Source organism: Arthrobacter sp. E44 (assembly GCF_041877125.1).
GTDB lineage: Bacteria > Actinomycetota > Actinomycetes > Actinomycetales > Micrococcaceae > Arthrobacter.
The window spans coordinates 1-16,395 of sequence record NZ_JBHDJA010000031.1 but is presented as its reverse complement, the minus strand read 5'-3'; the positions used below and the strand labels follow the sequence as shown (position 1 = coordinate 16,395).

Annotated in this window: 16 protein-coding genes, 2 pseudogenes and 1 riboswitch; of the genes and pseudogenes, 11 read left to right on the top strand and 7 right to left on the bottom strand. The window is 61.8% G+C overall.

Translation table 11 applies throughout. The features are described 5' to 3' along the window. Positions 1-85: 85 nt before the first annotated feature. The 3 genes from ACETK3_RS19590 to mobC are packed head-to-tail and all read right to left on the bottom strand — an operon-like array spanning position 86 to position 3,581. Positions 86-1,351, bottom strand: coding sequence for a hypothetical protein (locus tag ACETK3_RS19590; protein WP_373993442.1), 1,266 nt, complete (start codon positions 1,349-1,351; stop codon positions 86-88). Positions 1,352-1,353: 2 nt separating this feature from the next. Continuing rightward, a complete protein-coding gene (locus ACETK3_RS19585) occupies positions 1,354-3,192 on the bottom strand; it encodes a relaxase/mobilization nuclease domain-containing protein (RefSeq protein WP_373993441.1) in 1,839 nt (612 codons plus the stop codon). An 8-nt stretch (positions 3,193-3,200) separates the two neighbouring features. Then, positions 3,201-3,581: a plasmid mobilization relaxosome protein MobC gene (mobC, locus tag ACETK3_RS19580; protein ID WP_373993440.1), complete on the bottom strand. Its 381-nt coding sequence runs from the start codon at positions 3,579-3,581 to the stop codon at positions 3,201-3,203. A gap of 223 nt (positions 3,582-3,804) precedes the next feature. Here mobC and ACETK3_RS19575 point away from each other — a divergent pair, with 223 nt between their 5' ends. From ACETK3_RS19575 to ACETK3_RS19560, 4 genes are all read left to right on the top strand, one after another. Continuing rightward, complete coding sequence (locus ACETK3_RS19575) at positions 3,805-4,143, top strand: hypothetical protein (protein WP_373993439.1); 339 nt, start codon at positions 3,805-3,807, stop codon at positions 4,141-4,143. A gap of 490 nt (positions 4,144-4,633) precedes the next feature. Beyond that, positions 4,634-5,044, top strand: coding sequence for a hypothetical protein (locus ACETK3_RS19570; protein WP_373993438.1), 411 nt, complete (start codon positions 4,634-4,636; stop codon positions 5,042-5,044). Between the two features lie 33 nt (positions 5,045-5,077). After that, positions 5,078-5,260, top strand: coding sequence for a hypothetical protein (locus ACETK3_RS19565; protein ID WP_267785019.1), 183 nt, complete (start codon positions 5,078-5,080; stop codon positions 5,258-5,260). Between the two features lie 393 nt (positions 5,261-5,653). After that, entirely contained in the window at positions 5,654-5,992 is a 339-nt protein-coding gene (locus ACETK3_RS19560) for a hypothetical protein (protein ID WP_373993437.1), read from the top strand. Positions 5,993-6,352: 360 nt separating this feature from the next. On the opposite strand, the gene ACETK3_RS19555 is transcribed toward ACETK3_RS19560, so the two are convergent. From ACETK3_RS19555 to ACETK3_RS19540, 4 genes are all read right to left on the bottom strand, one after another. Then, positions 6,353-6,937, bottom strand: a complete 585-nt coding sequence (locus ACETK3_RS19555) for a hypothetical protein (protein ID WP_116768532.1) — start codon at positions 6,935-6,937, stop codon at positions 6,353-6,355. Beyond that, a complete protein-coding gene (locus ACETK3_RS19550) occupies positions 6,934-7,248 on the bottom strand; it encodes a PadR family transcriptional regulator (protein WP_116768533.1) in 315 nt (104 codons plus the stop codon). The genes ACETK3_RS19555 and ACETK3_RS19550 overlap by 4 nt, the downstream gene beginning before the upstream one ends. An 86-nt stretch (positions 7,249-7,334) precedes the next feature. Continuing rightward, on the bottom strand, positions 7,335-8,018 hold the full coding sequence (locus ACETK3_RS19545; RefSeq protein ID WP_373993436.1) for a nuclease-related domain-containing protein: 684 nt from the start codon (positions 8,016-8,018) through the stop codon (positions 7,335-7,337). A 1,109-nt stretch (positions 8,019-9,127) separates the two neighbouring features. Continuing rightward, entirely contained in the window at positions 9,128-9,448 is a 321-nt protein-coding gene (locus ACETK3_RS19540) for a hypothetical protein (protein ID WP_116768536.1), read from the bottom strand. Between the two features lie 312 nt (positions 9,449-9,760). Between ACETK3_RS19540 and ACETK3_RS19535 the strand changes: the two genes are divergently transcribed. The 7 genes and pseudogenes from ACETK3_RS19535 to ACETK3_RS19505 all read left to right on the top strand — a co-directional run bounded on the left by ACETK3_RS19535 (position 9,761) and on the right by ACETK3_RS19505 (position 16,338). Beyond that, entirely contained in the window at positions 9,761-10,333 is a 573-nt protein-coding gene (locus ACETK3_RS19535; RefSeq protein ID WP_373993435.1) for a recombinase family protein, read from the top strand. 416 nt (positions 10,334-10,749) lie between these two features. Further along, positions 10,750-10,926: riboswitch (M-box (ykoK) riboswitch) on the top strand. Positions 10,927-11,178: 252 nt separating this feature from the next. After that, on the top strand, positions 11,179-12,879 hold the full coding sequence (locus ACETK3_RS19530; RefSeq protein ID WP_373993434.1) for an Nramp family divalent metal transporter: 1,701 nt from the start codon (positions 11,179-11,181) through the stop codon (positions 12,877-12,879). Positions 12,880-12,952: 73 nt separating this feature from the next. Next, positions 12,953-14,218 carry a magnesium transporter MgtE N-terminal domain-containing protein gene (locus tag ACETK3_RS19525; RefSeq protein ID WP_373993433.1) on the top strand — a complete coding sequence of 422 codons (1,266 nt, stop codon included), beginning with the start codon at positions 12,953-12,955 and terminating at the stop codon, positions 14,216-14,218. 87 nt (positions 14,219-14,305) lie between these two features. Continuing rightward, positions 14,306-14,671: a hypothetical protein gene (locus ACETK3_RS19520; RefSeq protein WP_373993432.1), complete on the top strand. Its 366-nt coding sequence runs from the start codon at positions 14,306-14,308 to the stop codon at positions 14,669-14,671. A gap of 146 nt (positions 14,672-14,817) precedes the next feature. Beyond that, positions 14,818-14,996 (top strand): annotated as a pseudogene (locus tag ACETK3_RS19515) (ATP-binding protein); the annotation flags it as partial. Positions 14,997-15,044: 48 nt separating this feature from the next. After that, positions 15,045-15,611 (top strand): annotated as a pseudogene (locus ACETK3_RS19510) (recombinase family protein); the annotation flags it as partial. Between the two features lie 154 nt (positions 15,612-15,765). Next, positions 15,766-16,338: a recombinase family protein gene (locus tag ACETK3_RS19505; protein WP_373993431.1), complete on the top strand. Its 573-nt coding sequence runs from the start codon at positions 15,766-15,768 to the stop codon at positions 16,336-16,338. The last annotated feature ends 57 nt before the right edge of the window (positions 16,339-16,395 follow it).

Sequence of the window (16,395 nt, the reverse complement as noted above, 5' to 3'; positions counted from 1 at the left end):
AGTCTAGCCAGCCGTGCCGAGTTCCAACGCAGCGAAAAGGCCCTGCACACTGATGTGTGCAGGGCCTCTTGCTGTTTGGTGATGCTTAGCGGCCGCGTGTGCGGTTCTTGCTTTGTGCCTGGGTCTTGGTCGCAGAGGCTGCCCGTGTTTTCCCGGCTTTCGCGCCCTTGCCGGCAGCGGCGTGGGTGATGGGGTACTTCTGGATCTTCTCGCCCTGCATTCGGGCCCTGACGGCTTGCTCGGGCACACCTGCTGTGACCAGCTGCTCTTCAAGTGCTGCCCGATGTTCAGCGGTGCCGTAGGCGGCCGCTGCACGGTCGGAGGCAGTATGGCCGGCCCTTTCGTGGGCGGCGGCGTCGTGGGCCGCTGTCTGGGCTTTTACGTCGGATTCAACAGCCTCCGGGTCCCGGTGAAGGAACTCTTCCCGGTACCACTCTTCTTCCAGCGCTGTCGGTCCGGTCCGCTGCTCCCGCGCCGCGTCCTCCTTGGCCTGGTCCGCCCGGGCGTATTCGGCCACGGCCACGGCTTTGTATCCCTCGGCTTCCCGACGAAGCTTGCCGTCGGAACCCTCTGTGTAGAACCTGCCTATGTCCTGTTCCGGGGCGGTCTTGCCCTGTCGTGTCAGGAATTCCTGACGGCGCTGCTCTGCTTCTCGCTCCCGCGTCTCTGCCCTTGCTGGTTCCCGTTCCTCGTAACGCTTGCGTGCTGCCAGGTACTCGGGATCGTAGCGGTTGATCTGTGAGGCCCCGGCGGCCAGCCAGTCCCTTACCAGCTGATCTTTAGCCTGAGGACTGTTTGCCTGGACTTGACCCAGAATGTGGTCCTGGTAGTCCGGGCTTTGAGTGGTGATGGCCCAGCGTTCGGCTGCTGCCTGAACAGCTTCCGGTGCCTGGGCCGTGGACCGCTCGGCAGGTGCCAGCTCCATCCAGGTCTCCAAGGTGGCGTCCCGGTCGTGAGCGGCGTCAATGCGCTGCTGGTCCTGCACAACTTCGTTGATATCGAAGCCGAAACGCTGCTGCAGCTGGGTGCGGATATTGTCCTCAGCCGCTGCGGCCGCGGGGTCGTGGTCCTTCCATGCTGTGGCGATGCGGTAGGCATCAACAATGTCTGCCTGCCCGGCAGATTCCCACCACTGGTTCCCGGCTGTCGGGGCCAGTGCCGTTACAGCTGCGAGCCGTTCGGAGTCGAACGCCAGCCGGGCCATGGAGCCGCGCCGGCTGTTGTCGGCACGTGCTTGTTCGGAGTGTTGTTTCCACGTTCGTGCAGCTGCCGAACCGATCTGCGCGGCCATGGCCAGCGCGTGCTGAAAGCTCTGTTCCACAAAATCATCAACGCCGTCAGATTCGCTCAACGTCATCCCCTGCCTTTCTGTTGATCCCTGCTCTGTTGTGTTTTCTGTTCCGGTCCGTGTGTCGCTGCCCTGGACGGGCTGGGCGGGGGTGTCTTTCCCTGTGCGGGCCGTGGCCCGGTGGTGATGATCTTCTCTGCCTGGAGTCGTGCCCTGATGGTCTGCTCCGGCAACCCGGCCGCGCGCAATTGTTCTTCGAGAACTTCCAGCCGGGGCCGTGGCTTCTGCACCGTGGCAGCGGCCTCGCCCTGGGACGTTCCCATGGGCCGTTCAAGGAGGGCCACCGACGTGTCAGCTGCGCCCTTCATGGGTGCGTTGCCGCCAACGTGCGGGCGGATCGGGTTCCCGTCCACGGACAGGTATGCGCGCTGGACGTGCGTCAGTTTTTCCCTGACCTCGCGGGAGAGCCGGTCTGTAGCGTGTCCGTAGCCGTGTGCCTTGAAGGCCTTCCCCAGCTGCGTTCCGAAATCACTCCATGCAGCCAGGACTGCTGATGCCCCCGCCCGCCTGGACATTCCGATGGCTTGGTGGGTTGCGATCCCGGCGATGACTTCCCGTGTGGGAACGACGGCGCGCTTGGGTTCCTCGGCCAGCTGCGCGTGACGGGCGAAAAGGTCTGCCGCCTCGGCAAGGTTCCGGGCGGCCGCGTCGCCTTCTGCCCCTGCTGCAACACTCCATGCCGAAAGCACCCCTGCACCTTGCCGGGCGATCTGAGCGAAGCGTGCCGGGTCAGTTCCCGGCACGTCCCGGAATAGTGCAGCAACGTCCTTCATTTCGCGGAAGAACTCGTTCACTACCTCAGCTGAAATCACGTCGGCTCCAGCTGGCACGGCGGTGGCGAACGCACGGTTCTTCTGTGCTGCTTTCCACTCCGGCACGGCTGCCGACGGATCAGTGTCGGGCCATTGCTGGCGCAAGGCCGGCAACGACAGATCTTTGGCCAGGGTTCCCCCGCCGTACCAGATAGGACGCTCCCCCGACTGGGGACGGAATGCCACGGAATACCCGGCAACAGCTGATGTGCTGCCTTTGGCGAAGTAGGGCCGGACCAGCAACCCTGAGCCACGGAGCCGCTGCACGTACTCGGCTTCCGTGCGCGCACCTGCACCTGCGCCGCGCAGTCGTCGCGCCAGTTCAATGCGTGGCTGTTCAATGGTCTTCTGAGCGCTGATCAGATGTTCACGGGCAGTCTTGTCCAGCATTGCCCAGGGCACCATGGAATGGTCTGCTTTGGCCTGCCGCGTGTAGGAAGCTTCAGCGCGCCGGCGGGCCAGTGATTCCAGTTCGCCGGGCTTGGTTCCCTTGGTCCTGAGGCCCTGTCCCAGGACACGCAGGCCCATGTCCTTTTCGATGACACGGGCGGCCTTCTGGGACTTGAACTTGCTCTTGTAATCGCTCCACCAGGTACCGTCTTCACGGATCATGGAGATAGCAAGGTGGACGTGGTCATTGCCGTTCTTGCTCAGTCCATGCCGGATCGAAACCCACCGGCACGCGGCCTTACCGTCGGACCCGTCCAGGCCCATCTCCGCGACGTACTTGCGTGAGACGGTTTCCCAAAACTCGTCGTCCCGGCTGCCGCTCTCTCCCAGCTGGTCCGGGTCCAGGGAAAGCGACACGTGCAGCACGTGGGAACGGTCGTTTCCATCCGGCCGGAATGCCTTCTTTGCAAAGTCCATTTCACGGCCAAGCTCCCGGCTGTTCTCAGCGTCGAGCTCCTGCCCGTCGAGCACGGAAACGATGTGCTCGGATGCGCAAACCACGTGCATATTCGTGTGCTCGTTGGCCCGTCCAGGACCGGCAAGGTACTGGATCAGTCCGAACATGCGGCTGCCCGTACTCACGTTGGGAATCATCGTTGACCAAGCTCCAACAACGTGTCATTGATACGCGAGGCCGTTCGCTGAACGGCTGTGATCGCCGCGTGGGCCTCAGCCGGAAACTCACCGGTCGCATTGGCATGCTTAGCCAGTTGGTTCACGTTGTTACCCAACGCGCGCATCATGTTCCGGATCGCCGTCAGCTCGTCGCGGATCTCCACACCAACGACTAACGTTTCCGTCCGTCCCTCTGCCATGGCCGCATCAAACAACAGCGCCGGAACCGTCTTCCGGGCCTGCTCGGCTTTCACAACCAGGGCAGCAGCTTCCTCATCGGAAGCGGTCACTTGCCATGAATGACGGCGACCGCCCGTCACGTTCGCACGGCGACGACGTTCCGCCACGGTCACCACCCCCAAACTCTGCTCTAATGCCCAGCGCAGCGACCCCCATAACCTGGGGGACGCAAACACCAGTTTGCCACCAACCGAGCGCGAAAGCGAGGTTCGAGCGCATTTATCGTAGATAAGTGCCCAGCTTGCTCCGGGTTAGAACGGTTGTAGGCTTTCGCACCTCTGGTCTGGGTCGGGTAAAAGCCGGGCTGACAGCCGCTCTGCGCGCCGGTAGGCTCATGCCATGAATATCGATGACATTGCCGCTAAAGCGGCCGCGAAAATTGACGCCGCCAGGGACGCCAAAGTGAACGCGGTAAAGAAGGCCGCCGCCAGTGGCGTCGAACTGGCAGAAGCAGCGCACCTGCTCGCCGCAGCCGAACAGAAATACGCTCAGGATTATCAGGGTGCCTTGCGCGCCGACTGGACCGAATCTGACCTGCGCGGGTTCGGCCTAGATGCGCCCGCCAAGAAGGCCGGCGGCCGTCCCCGGAAGAAGCCCGAGCGCCGTACACCTAACCGGGATGACACCAAGAACAGCGGCATCTCCGATATCAACATTCCAGCCGGAAGCGAACAGTAACCCCTCGCCCACAAGTGCACGGCAAAAGCAATTTCCTTCGGGCTTTTCCCGCACACAAGTGGACGACGGGACCCACCGGACCGGCTGCACACAACCACCACGGCACCTACCAGCTAAACGTCGCCCTGGGTTGAGCGGTGGTTGTGCACAGCCTCCTTGTAAATGGGGCGGGGAAAGCCCGGCCACCTTTCCCATGGTCTAAGACTTTGGGGCGGCCGTCTCCCCTGCCGCCCTGGCCGGGTTCTTTTCAGCCGGGACGACACACATCTACCGCGCGGGCCCGGGCTGGCGCAGGCACAGGAACCATGACGCCGTGAGCAGCTTCTAAGGCACCTGGGGATTTGCACCGGGGTACTAAACGCTTTCACCCAAGATCTACCGAACGCCGCGCACGCCAGGAACGAAACCACCAAGACACGAGCAGTCACAGCAGCGGGCCGCAGCTAAGAAGGCCACGCACAACACCACCGGAAGTTTGGGGACTTACGCCATGCTGATGAACGAATTAGCCGCACGAATTCGCGCGAGCCACTTGATGGTCCGTACCTCTGATGAATGGGACGGGCTCTCAGCCGCCCTGGTTCAGGCATACCACGCCAAAGATGACGAACTCATTGAACAACTACGATCACCATTCCTGCAATCCTGGCGAACAGTGACCAGTTACGTCTTACGGGACACCTTTGACGCTGCCGGCATCACCGTGACGGCACCAGAACACCCTTGGGGAATCGCAACCCTGACGGCGAACGGACACAGTTGTGAACCGCTCCTCTGCGATACCCCGGAAGATGAGGGTGGCAAAGCAGCTGCCGCCGTTTACGGCGGCCTTCAACTGCTCACCTTCGACCAAATCATAAACGGCTACATCGACGGCCTCTCCGAACTGCGTCTGGGCTGAAGCCTATGAGGAAATATCACCCTGGGGGAAGCAATGAAACTCACTACCCACATCAAGTCAGCCGCCGATGGGAAACTATCCCTGAGCATTGAGGAAATCCCGGCGCTCGAAGTTGCCGTAAAGAATGTCGGGGAGATTCCCGAAGCCGTACAGGCCGCGGCCGCAAAGCTGACAGGCCGTGACAAGTCGGAGTTCATCATCGAAGTCCGCTACTAGGACAAGTTCCTCCAGTCGCTGGCGAAAGAACGCTGCTGTACCGTACCGATTGAAGGCCCGCCGGTCCCCCATCGGCGGGCCTCCTTCTTGCCCATTCAGGGGCGCCTTATGCTACATGAATGACTGCCCTGCCCGACGATGACCCCCGGCACGGAACTGCTAACGGATATGGCAACCTCAAATGCCGGTGTGATCGGTGCCGGGAAGCTAACAGATTGGCTCACTCTGCCTACATGGAACGAATCCGCGTCGAGGGCCGCGTGCTCGGTAGGCACGGGACAGCGCTGAGCTACGATTCCGGATGCCGCTGCCAGTCCTGCAAGGCAGCCCACAACAAAAAATCCCGCGATTACAAAAGGCGTCAGCGTATCCAGAAAAATGGAATCCCCCCTTATGAGCGCCCTTCCCCCCAATGACGCCCGGCTGGCCAAAGTTGCACCGCGCGCACCTTACAAAACCCATCGCCAACAGCATCTAGGAGATTTTCTGGACCTTCTTCAGGGGCATGGTTGGCTTGTGTGGGAGCTTGGCCACGAGGACTCTCCAACGCTTTTTAGCATCGCCGAGCCGGGCTTCCGCGCAGCCATCTACCGAACTTGGGAGGCTGAAGCCCTCGCCCAGCGCATTGCTGACAGGGAAGGAATTGCCTGGCTGCCCGTTCCATACCCCGGGAGCTTCGATCGCTACGAAGAAACTCTGACCAAAATCAGGGCCCTGGAGAACCAACAGTGAAGTACATGCAACGACACTCGTCTTCGGCTCCGAAGAACCTTCGGCACTCCCCCTGAATGAGCCACACGGGCAGGTTAGTCCCCGTCTTGCCATGTCCCACTTCCTTAGAACCGGAACACCCCCGGTGGGACGCTCCCCCGCGGATCCTGATCTGTCAGTTTCAGAAGTCGTCTGCACTGGCTTCCGCGGAAGTACGGGACTTGTGCAGACGAGTCCTGACACGGAAGTGCTCGAAGTCGTCTGCACCAACCGTCGTTTTGTTAGGAGTCGCCTGCACCAACCGTCATTCTGTCTGAAGTCGCGTGCACTAACAGCCACCGGCATACGGGCACACCACACGCTATGTCGGCCATTCTCCGATCAGGCTGCCAAATTCGTCGGCACCTCTTCTGATTGGACCTGGATGAGGTCGCAGTCAATAATGTCGTCGATGACGAAGGTCACCTGTTCGCCCGGATTCAAGTGAACGAACAGGGGCCAGCTCTCCAGATCTCCCTTGAGTCGGTCGCCATCGCGGTGCGTCACTCGCACCCACATCCGTTCCCCTGGGAATCGCGCGACTGACCACGCAAGCTTCACCAAATCACCGGGCTCGATCAGCTCCTTGAGTTCAAGGTCTGGAACTTCGAATGTATCCGGCGACTCCAGATGGCGCTGCAGACCTGATTCGACCTTGGAACGGTGCCAAACGTAACGACCCCATGCCCACGAAATACGCGGCGACAATCCGAGGCGCAGTGCGACTTCGAACTGTTGCGCCACCCAGAACGGGCGCTCCCATCGCGGCACTTCGTAGAGTTCTGCCTGCAATTCTCGCCGACGATCAATATCAGGTATGAGCCGTACGACCGCGGCGAGGACCAGTCCTGGCGCGAAGCCGAACAGCAGCACTGCCAAGCCGAATGCGCCCAGAGCGCCAGGAGCAGAGAGGAGCTCAGCGATCATGCGAACGCTCCTCGGAGGGTGGAAAAACGCTGCTCGGTCTGGACTCGATGAGCCACAGCACCGAGCTCAATTCGACCGGTATCCGTCAGGGTGTAGTAGCGCCGGGGTGGCCTCTTCTGGCCTTCCTGTCTTTCCTCCCAATGGTCCTCCAGCCAACCTTCGTCTAGCATGCGGTCCAGCTGAGGATATAGGACGCCGGAGCGAACGCCGGAACGTTTAGAGAGCTGATATCCCCAGATGTATCCGTCACCTTCGTGACCCATCTGCAGGATCGCGAGTGCGACCAGTGCGAGCGAGTGCGTAACCTTCATAGGTCTAACTCTACATAGGTCGAGCGCGTTTCGGAAGAGGATCCCCTAGCGTGCTTCCGAACAGCTCCGAACATGGACACCTGACGTCACGCAGACTTGAACCGCGCGGCTACCGACTCACGCGTCCTCGGCACATCAACCTCGCCGGTTGTCTGCTCTATAAGCACTTTGGCTAACCGTTTCGGCCAGAGAACATAAACGCCACGAGTCGAGAACGCGCCCCCGATCAGGGGCCAATCTGCTTCTATGAAGCACAACGCCCCGGTTACCGGCACATCCCCAACTAGGTCTCGTACAACATCGACCTGTTTGAGCACCCCATCGACCAGTTTCGTGCAATCACGCCGGCCAACGAGGAGCTTGTCGACCCGGGGGCGAAGGATGCCACCCTCGATCTTCAACTCAGGCCGTCCCTTGTACCGTTTGGCATCAATCACCCAGATTCCAGCAGGAGTGATAGCGATATGGTCGATATTGGCCTTCGAGCCGGGGATGCGTCGGTCGTGGAGGACAGCCAGGCCATCGGCGGCCAGGGAATTTAGCCGAGCGCCCAGGCGTTCCTCACCGATCGCGCCCCGATCCCAGGACTTGGTGTGCTGCCGCTCGTCAGAGAGGGCGACTGCGAGGCCACCGAAGCGACCCCACTTCTCGCGGAGCTTTTCTTCGTCCTTCGCCTTGCGGCGCTCATATTCGCGTCGGGCGGACGAGCCGGCTACTCCGGACTCAGCGGCCAACGAATCATCATCCGGTGTTTCCAGGTCCTGGGACATGGTTTCCGTAGCCTCGGTGGCACAATCCAAACAGAGGACGGTCTTCGTCTCGCGCTCATAAATAGCTTCTGTCCCAGCCGGAAGAGAGGCGAGGCACAGCCGACACGCTCCGGCGTACCGGAGCCTCATCTGCTTCACGAGGATGCACTTTGGAACATGGGCATGGACCCAGTCTGCTTGTAGATCACGGCGGTAAGGCCGCGGATGCGCTTTGCCATGGCTCAATCCTCAACCAGGGCAGGAACTTTTTCGGGGGCGCCGCGCGTGGCGGTACTCAAGACCTCAGGAACTGTCTCAGCACAGGATCGACTGGGGAACCGCCCTGTCTAAGCTCCTCCGGTTGTTGCCGGTGGCTGGCGGCGTCGCTCCGGGATGGGCATGGGAGCGCCCCGATGCTATTGGGGGATGCATCGAGGCGCTTGAAAGAGCGTATGAGGAGGACTTTTTCAAGTCAAGCTGCTTAAGTCGGCATCCCAGAACCGCACCACGGGGCCGAAGCACCGCTTTGGCGAGATGGCTAACCGGACGAGGTCGGCACTGGAAGCGGGCCGCTACTTGCCGAACCTCTTCAACGCCATGTCTAGGTCACTGAGAGCCTTAGATGCCTTTCGGGCGCCGCCGCCTTCGTCATGCAACTTCACCAGGTGCCCTCGCGAGCACCGCACTGTGCGCTGCTTAGCGACGTCATCGAGCGTGAAGCGGACCCTACTTCCGCATTTCGGGCACTCGGTCTCCATCTTGTCGGTCATTGCCTGCTCACCTTCGTTAGGAACTACTGGCGACCATGATGCCCCCGACCCCAGACATTTTTGGATCTGACACGGCCCCCGGTAGCCCACGTGCTCCCTTGGACAGGCTCACTAGCGGATCTTTGACCGGGCGCAGCTCGAGTGCCCATGAGACCGGGAGGCGTGGCATTAAGGGTGCGTTTAGCGTTTCCTCGTTCTCCATTCGGTCTCGAAGAGGAAGTGGCTTGTTTCGCCAGGGCAACCCCGGAGTCGCTCATCTCGTCCGCTAGTTTCAGCACGTCGTACATTCCCAACTGGGCTTCCCGGCTGATCGCGGTGACAAGAGTTCCCTCGTCGGTGGCGAACAACGGCGATCCTACTTCATGCCTCCGACACGCCGCGTGGCTTAGTCGGTCCTTTGTATCCCTCCGCCGCGCAGCCTGGGCATACGTCAGGGTCTCCAGGATCGAAGACCTTCGGGAGTACCACCTTGACCTTGGCCCCGCACAGGGCAAGTTTGTATTCCCACGGCGCGTCGCAGAACTGTGGCTCCGTGTAGATCCCCGTCCGGTGCCAGCGGAAGTCGGATATGGCGTGGACCTTGCCTATGTTCACCGGCAGTGTCGGGTATGCGATTCCGTGGCCGTTGTCGCGCGTTTTGTCGAAACGGTCAAGGCCGGCAATAAGTTGGCGTTCGCGCAAATCTGCTTCCTCCGTCCGCGGGTTCCCGTCCGTAATGGCCAGGCTGTTCCCTCCATGCGAGCGTACTTGCGGCCACAGACAATATGGCGCGGTTCGTGGAGCTCGTCACACACCTCATACCGAGCGTTTCCTTCCAATGTGCCGGCGCCAAAGACCCGCGAACGCCAACGACAGTGTCAACGTCCCCAAACGATCGTTCGCGAGACATCCCGGCTATGTTCAGCAGACCCCGAAATTACGGTAGTGATTTTGTAATAGATGACGTGTACGCATCTATGTAATGCGTTGCGGGGTTGGTGATACGTTGTGGTGATGCGCATTGGCTATGGGCGGGTCTCTACCCGTGATCAGCACCCCGAGGCTCAGCATGATGCTCTGGCCGCGGCTGGCTGCGACCAGGTGTTCGTTGATGTGGCATCAGGAAAGCTAGCCCGCCGCCCTGAACTAGACAAGGCGCTGCTCTCGGCCAACCGGGCAGGAGACCAACTCGTCGTCACCAAACTGGACCGACTCGGCCGGTCACTGGAAAACCTCATCGAGCTCTCCAATACCCTCCAGGAGCGGGGCGTCGACCTCGTGGTCCTGGACCAAAACATCGATACGTCCACCCCGATGGGGCGGATGTTCTTCCAGATCCTCGGCTCAATCGCCGAGTTCGAACATGCCCTGATGTCAGAACGCACCCGCGATGGGCTCGCCGCGGCGCGGGCGAGAGGCCGGACCGGCGGCCAGAAACCCAAGCTCGGCCCGCGCCAGGTGAAGCTTGCCCGGGAAATGTATGAAGAAAGAGGCGCGGACGGGAAGCGAGCACACACGGTCGAACACATTGCCCAGGAATTTGGCGTCACCCGGCCCACGATCTACCGGCACCTCGCGAAACCATGACCTGCCGCCCGGTTGTGGAACACGACACCGGCATGTCCGTGGGGCGAGAGCCGTGCGCAGACCGTGCAGGTTAAACAACTACGGATTGTGCAGAGGAGTATTGAGCGGAATGCGGTTTCGTGCAGGCGACTTCTGACACTTCGGTATCCATACTCGGCTGCACAACCCCGGAAACACGCAGCCAGTTGTGCAGACGGGTACTGAAAACGACAGATCCGCCAGGCGGTCGCCGACGCGACTGCCCCGTCTCAAAAAACTGTTGTTTTATGAGACATGCTCAGGAGAGTGCTGGCCCAGGGGCGGCTATATTCCGTCCTGGGAACGGATGCGAAATCGGGGACAGGACCGGCCCGTTGGAGACGGCCGGCAGCTTGTCATTTTTGCTTAAGGTTTTGTGTGTATCATGAGCGACGCAAGGTGCCGTTTGTTAGCTGAGGCTCCTTCGCGTACAAACGCCAGCGACCCCCAACGTCGAGAGACGCCACGGGTCAGGACAGGTTCCCCCGGACTAAGGGGCAACCCCGATTGGCTCCCCCGGCATTGGGCAGGGGGTCACGACGCGGAGTGCTGAAGGTCTTACGAGGAAGGGCCCGGTCGCTCTGACCGAGCCTCTGCAGGCACACGATGTCGATGCCCAGGAGGTGGTTCGCCATGGCGAGTGGCGATAGTACCCCCTCCTCATTCACGTCCTGACGTCCTGACATTCACGTCCTGACATTCACGTCCTGACCGGACTTCAGCGCGGTCCACCCTTCACTCAGCATGCCGATGATGGCCCTCTCAGGGCTTCCGGCGTGCCCGCTTCACAACCGCCCGGCCACCGCCGGGAGGAAAGCTGGTTTCCCATGCCCAAGATCCCCATGAACAAGACGACCCCACCCGGCCGGCCCCTACCTGCCGCTCCCGCACTCCCGGCCGACGGCAGAACCTCAGCAGTCCTCGACTCTGCCCACGTGGGCGACATTAAGGGCGCCTTTGGAACCATCCAGCTGGAGGATTCCTCGGCTCAGTCGAGCTGGAAGAGGCGATTGAAGACCCTGCTCGCGATTGTCGGTCCTGGCCTGATCGTCATGGTCGGCGACAACGACGCCGGTGCCTTCGGCACCTACACCCACGCTGGGCAGAACTACGGGACGTCCCTTCTGTGGACGCTGCTGCTTTTGGTTCCTGTCCTGTTCGTCAACCAGGAGATGGTGCTGCGCCTGGGTGTGGTGACCGGAGTGGGCCACGCCCGACTCATCCTCGAACGCTTCGGAAAGTTTTGGGGAGCGTTCAGCGCCATTGACCTGTTCATCCTCAATGCGCTCACGATCGTCACGGAGTTCATCGGAATCTCGATTGGACTCGACTACCTTGGCGTGCCCAAGGTGGCGGGTGTGGTCGTCTCTGCCCTGTTCGTCATAGGCGCGGCCAGCACGGGTTCATTCCAGCGTTTCGAACGGGTCTGCATGGCCCTGATCATCGGCTCACTCCTGCTCGTTCCCGTCTTCTTCATGGCCGGCCCGGACTACGGACAGATGGCTCACGACTTCGTGGTCCCCGGCATCCCGGCAGGCTCCGACATCGCCGACGTCACGCTGCTGATCATCGCTGTAGTGGGCACCACCGTCGCCCCATGGCAGCTGTTCTTCCAGCAGTCTTATGTGATCGACAAGCGGATCACACCCCGCTACATGAAGTACGAACGCGTGGATCTGTGGCTTGGAATCGGCATCGTGATCCTCGGCGCTGCGGCGATCATTTCCTTCACCGCCTTCACTTTCGGGGGTCGGCCGGAGTTCGGGCACTTCACCGACGCCGGCGGTGTGGCGGAGGGTTTGGGGAAATATGTGGGTCACGCCGCGGGGATACTGTTTGCACTGGCCCTCATCGACGCCTCAATCATCGGCGCCGCTGCTGTTGGACTGTCGACGTCCTACGCATTGGGCGATGTTCTCGGGCTGAAGCACTCCCTGCATCGCAAGCCCAGTGAAGCCAAGGGCTTCTACGCAGCCTTCGCAGCCCTCATCCTTCTCTCCGCGGTGATCGTCATCATTCCCGGCAGCCCCTTGGGCCTGCTCACCGTGGGCGTGCAGGTGCTCGCCGGCGTGCTGTTGCCTTCCGCGACGGTGTTCCTGTTACTGCTTTGCAACGACAAGGAAGTCATGGGCCCCTGGGTCAACGGACGCGGCATGAACATCTTCACCTCGGCAGTTATCGCTGTTCTCGTGATCCTTTCCGTCGTTCTCACCGCGGCGGTTCTCTTCCCGGACATCGACGGAACCACGATCCTGGAGATCCTCGGCGGCGGCGCCGTCCTGGCCGTCCTGGCAGCCGTCGCGCTCGTGGTGGTCCGTGCACGGGCACGGGCCACCGGCAAACTTGTGGTTCCCGAGCAGATGGACCGGTCCCAGCGCTCCGAGTGGCGGATGCCACCGCTTGCCTTGCTGCGGCGCCCCCAGCTTTCCACAGCCCGAAGGGCGGGTCTCAGCGTCCTGCGCCTCTACCTGCTCGTGGCGATGATCCTGGTCATCGTCCGTGTCGTGCAGCTCGCCCTCGCGGGCTAATAACAGCCCCTCTCAAACCTGCCCCCAATGACATAAAGTCACCCCAGACGCTTTTGAGCACGAAAGGCCCTCGATGACCACCGCAGCGCCGACCGCAACACAGTCCCTCTCCACCCTCCTACGTCAACCCGTCACCGACGTCGACGGACACCGCATGGGAACCCTGGCAGACCTCATCGTCCGCCTCCGTCACGGCGACTACCCCCTCCTCACCGGCCTCGTCGTCGCCGTCGGCAACACCCGGGTATTTGTCGCAGCGACCAACCTGGCCGCCCTCGAGTCCACCCGCGTTCAGCTTGCCGTGAGCACCGGCGACGTGGGCGAGTTCCGCAGGCGCGACGGCGAAGTCCTCCTCTCCGAGGACGTCCTCGGACACCGCCTCATCGACGTCTCCCGGGCAGCGTTCGTGAAAGCCTACGACGTCCACCTCACACCTGTCCTGGACGGATGGGCAGCGACCGGATTGGACGTTCACCGCCGCCGGTGGCTCAGCCTCGGGTCCCGCCACGCGGCACACCCGCAGCGGGACTGGAAGGACTTCGAACCACTCATCGGCCATGCAGGATCCGCCCAGATACGCGCCGTGACCGGGCGGATCCCCGCACTGAAGCCGGCCCAGATCGCCGACATCATCGAAGAAGCCACCGGAAACGAACAAAACGAACTCCTGGCCGAGGTCCACAAAGATCCCGAGCTCGAGGCCGATGTCTTCGAAGAACTGGACGAGGACTCCCAGTCCGAACTCTTCCGGGACCGCACCGACGCAGAGGTCGCCGAAGTCCTCGGACGCATGCAGGCCGACGACGCCGCCGACGCGCTCATGGACCTCCCACAGGAGCGCCGCTCCCCTGTCCTGGATCTGCTGCCCGAACCCCACCGAGCCGTTGTCCACCGGCTCCTGGGCTACCACGGGCTAACAGCAGGCGGCCTCATGGGCACCGATTTCCTCGCGCTTCCCTCAACCGCCACCATCGCCGACGCCCTCACCGCGGTCCGCGGAGCCAGCCTCCTCCAACCCCAGGCTCTAAGCGTGATTTACACCCTCGCCCCCGACGGAAAACTCGAGGGCACCCTGAGCCTGGTCCACGCCGTCCAGGCCGACCCCGCTACGACCCTCGGTGAGGTCGCTGACCACGACCTGGTCTGCGCCTCACCCGGCGACGACGTCATTGACGTCACAACCCGCATGGCGGACTTCAACCTCCTGGCGATGCCGGTCATCGCCGAAGACCGCCGCATTATCGGTTCCATCACAGTCGACGATGCCCTCGAGGCCGCGATCCCCGACGACTGGTCCCGCCGCGAGTCCAACCACCACGAAACAGGAAGGGAAGGATAATCTCACTGGCGCAAATGACAGCCAAGGCGCATATTAATCATTGTGCAAGACACCAGCCCAACTCGGGCACGAAGCGATCAACCCAGCGTGAGGGTCCTTCTTGTGCCGCGGCTGCTCGCCCGTGGCATCTCGGCCGAGCGCGTTGCCCGCATCACCGGGACGCCGGCAGCCCTAGTTGCCCTGATCCGCGAGCACGAACCCCCATCTGAACGGGCCCGAGCGAGCTGGCATCCCGTGCGCACCCACCGGCGGAGGATCGCCGGTCTGGCGGCCACCAAACGGCTCACAACGATAGCGATCTTTGCCGCGGGCATCACCGCAACGATTTGCTGGCATGTACCGCTCGTCCCGCTATCCGTAGCTGCCGCTGCGATCATTACGCACCGCTGGAAGGTCCAAAGCGATGCTTTCGATGGCTCCACGCCGGAAAGCAATGGAATTAGTAGGGCCTAACCAGTCGATTACCCCTGGTCGGTCTGTTATGACCCAGGACCACGAGCGAGAACGCACAGGCCCTCACGGCACATTTTTCAGTGCGTCCGAAAATCCCCGACAAGACACACCTACAACTAAGAGCAGTAGATTCAATCTAGGACTGGCCCGGCGACTTCATTGATGCCCAAGCAATAGCCGCAATCGAACGAATCATCTGCGGCATTTCCGGCTCCTCGAACGACTCTTCCCCCAGGTCATCCCTGTAGTAAAGATCAACCAACTTGCGACCATCACAGATGACGTCATCGAAACAGCCGCGCCACCCCTGGTCATAGGCAACTGACGACAAAGAGCGCCACCAGAACACCGCCAGAGAGCTCCGAAGTCCACAGGATACGGGCGCGTCTCCACCCGAGACCAACATCCCGAGGCCCAGTACGACGCCTTGACGGCTGCCGGCTGTGAGCAGGTCTTCCTTGACACGGCCTCCGGGAAGCTGGCCCGCCGGCCCGAGCTGGACAAGGCCCTGCTTTCAGCCAACCGGGCAGGGGACCAATTGGTCGTCACCAAGCTCGACCGGCTCGGACGCTCCCTCGAACACCTCATCGATTTGTCCAAGACGCTGCAGGAGCGCGGTGTGGACCTTCTGGTCCTGGACCAGAACCTCGACACATCCACCCCCTTGGGCAGGATGTTCTTCCAAATCCTTGGCTCAATCGCCGAGTTCGAACATGCCCTCATGTCCGAACGGACCCGTGACGGGCTAGCCGCAGCCCGTGCCAGGGGCCGGACCGGCGGGCAGAAACCCAAACTCGGCCTGCGCCAGGTCAAGCTGGCCCGGGAAATGTATGAAGAAAAAGGCCTGGACGGCAAGCGGGCTCACACGGTGGAACACATCGCCCAGGAATTCGGCGTCACCCGGCCGACGATCTACCGGCACCTAGCGAAACCAGACTAAAAGCCCGTGCAGAGGACTTCTGACATTCAGTGCAGACGACTTCTGAAACTGACATGATCCACGGAACGGCGCGTCATCTGACTGTCCCTGAATTCAATCCACAACGCCCGCCACAATCGCCCGTCACGGGAGCGAATTTCGGTACGGTGCACGAATGCATATCGGGTACGCGAGGGTTTCATCGACCAAGCAGGACGTAACACGGCAGCTGGACGCCCTGGCTGCCGCTGGCATTGCAAGTGAGCACATCTACGTGGATAAGAAATCAGGGGCCACACGGGACCGGCCAGGGCTCCACGAAGCATTACGTCAAGCACGGCCCGGAGACGTGATCGTAGTTCACACCCTGGACAGGCTGGGCCGTACAGTCCGGGACACCCTGAACCTGGTCCACGAGCTGAGAGAACGCGGCGTCGGAATCCGGACTCTCGCTGATCCCCTGGGCATAGACACGTCCAACCCGGACAGCCCCATGGCGCAGCTGGCCGTGATCATGCTGGCACTGTTCGCGGAGATGGAACGCACCTACGCCACCGAACGCGCTTCCCACGCCCGGGCCGTAGCCGCGGCCCACGGCCGCCACACCGGACGCCCTTCCGTTGTGGATCCTGACAAGCTTGAACATGCCTTGATGCTCCGGGATAAGGGGGTCCCCATGCGGGAGTGTCAATGGCCATTACGTTCTGCCCATGGGCGGCCAGTTGATGTGCCCGCTGGTGGCCAGTAAAACTGCCCGGTTATGGCCAACAGATCTGCCCACTGATTCGTTTCGGCGGGGTCGGCC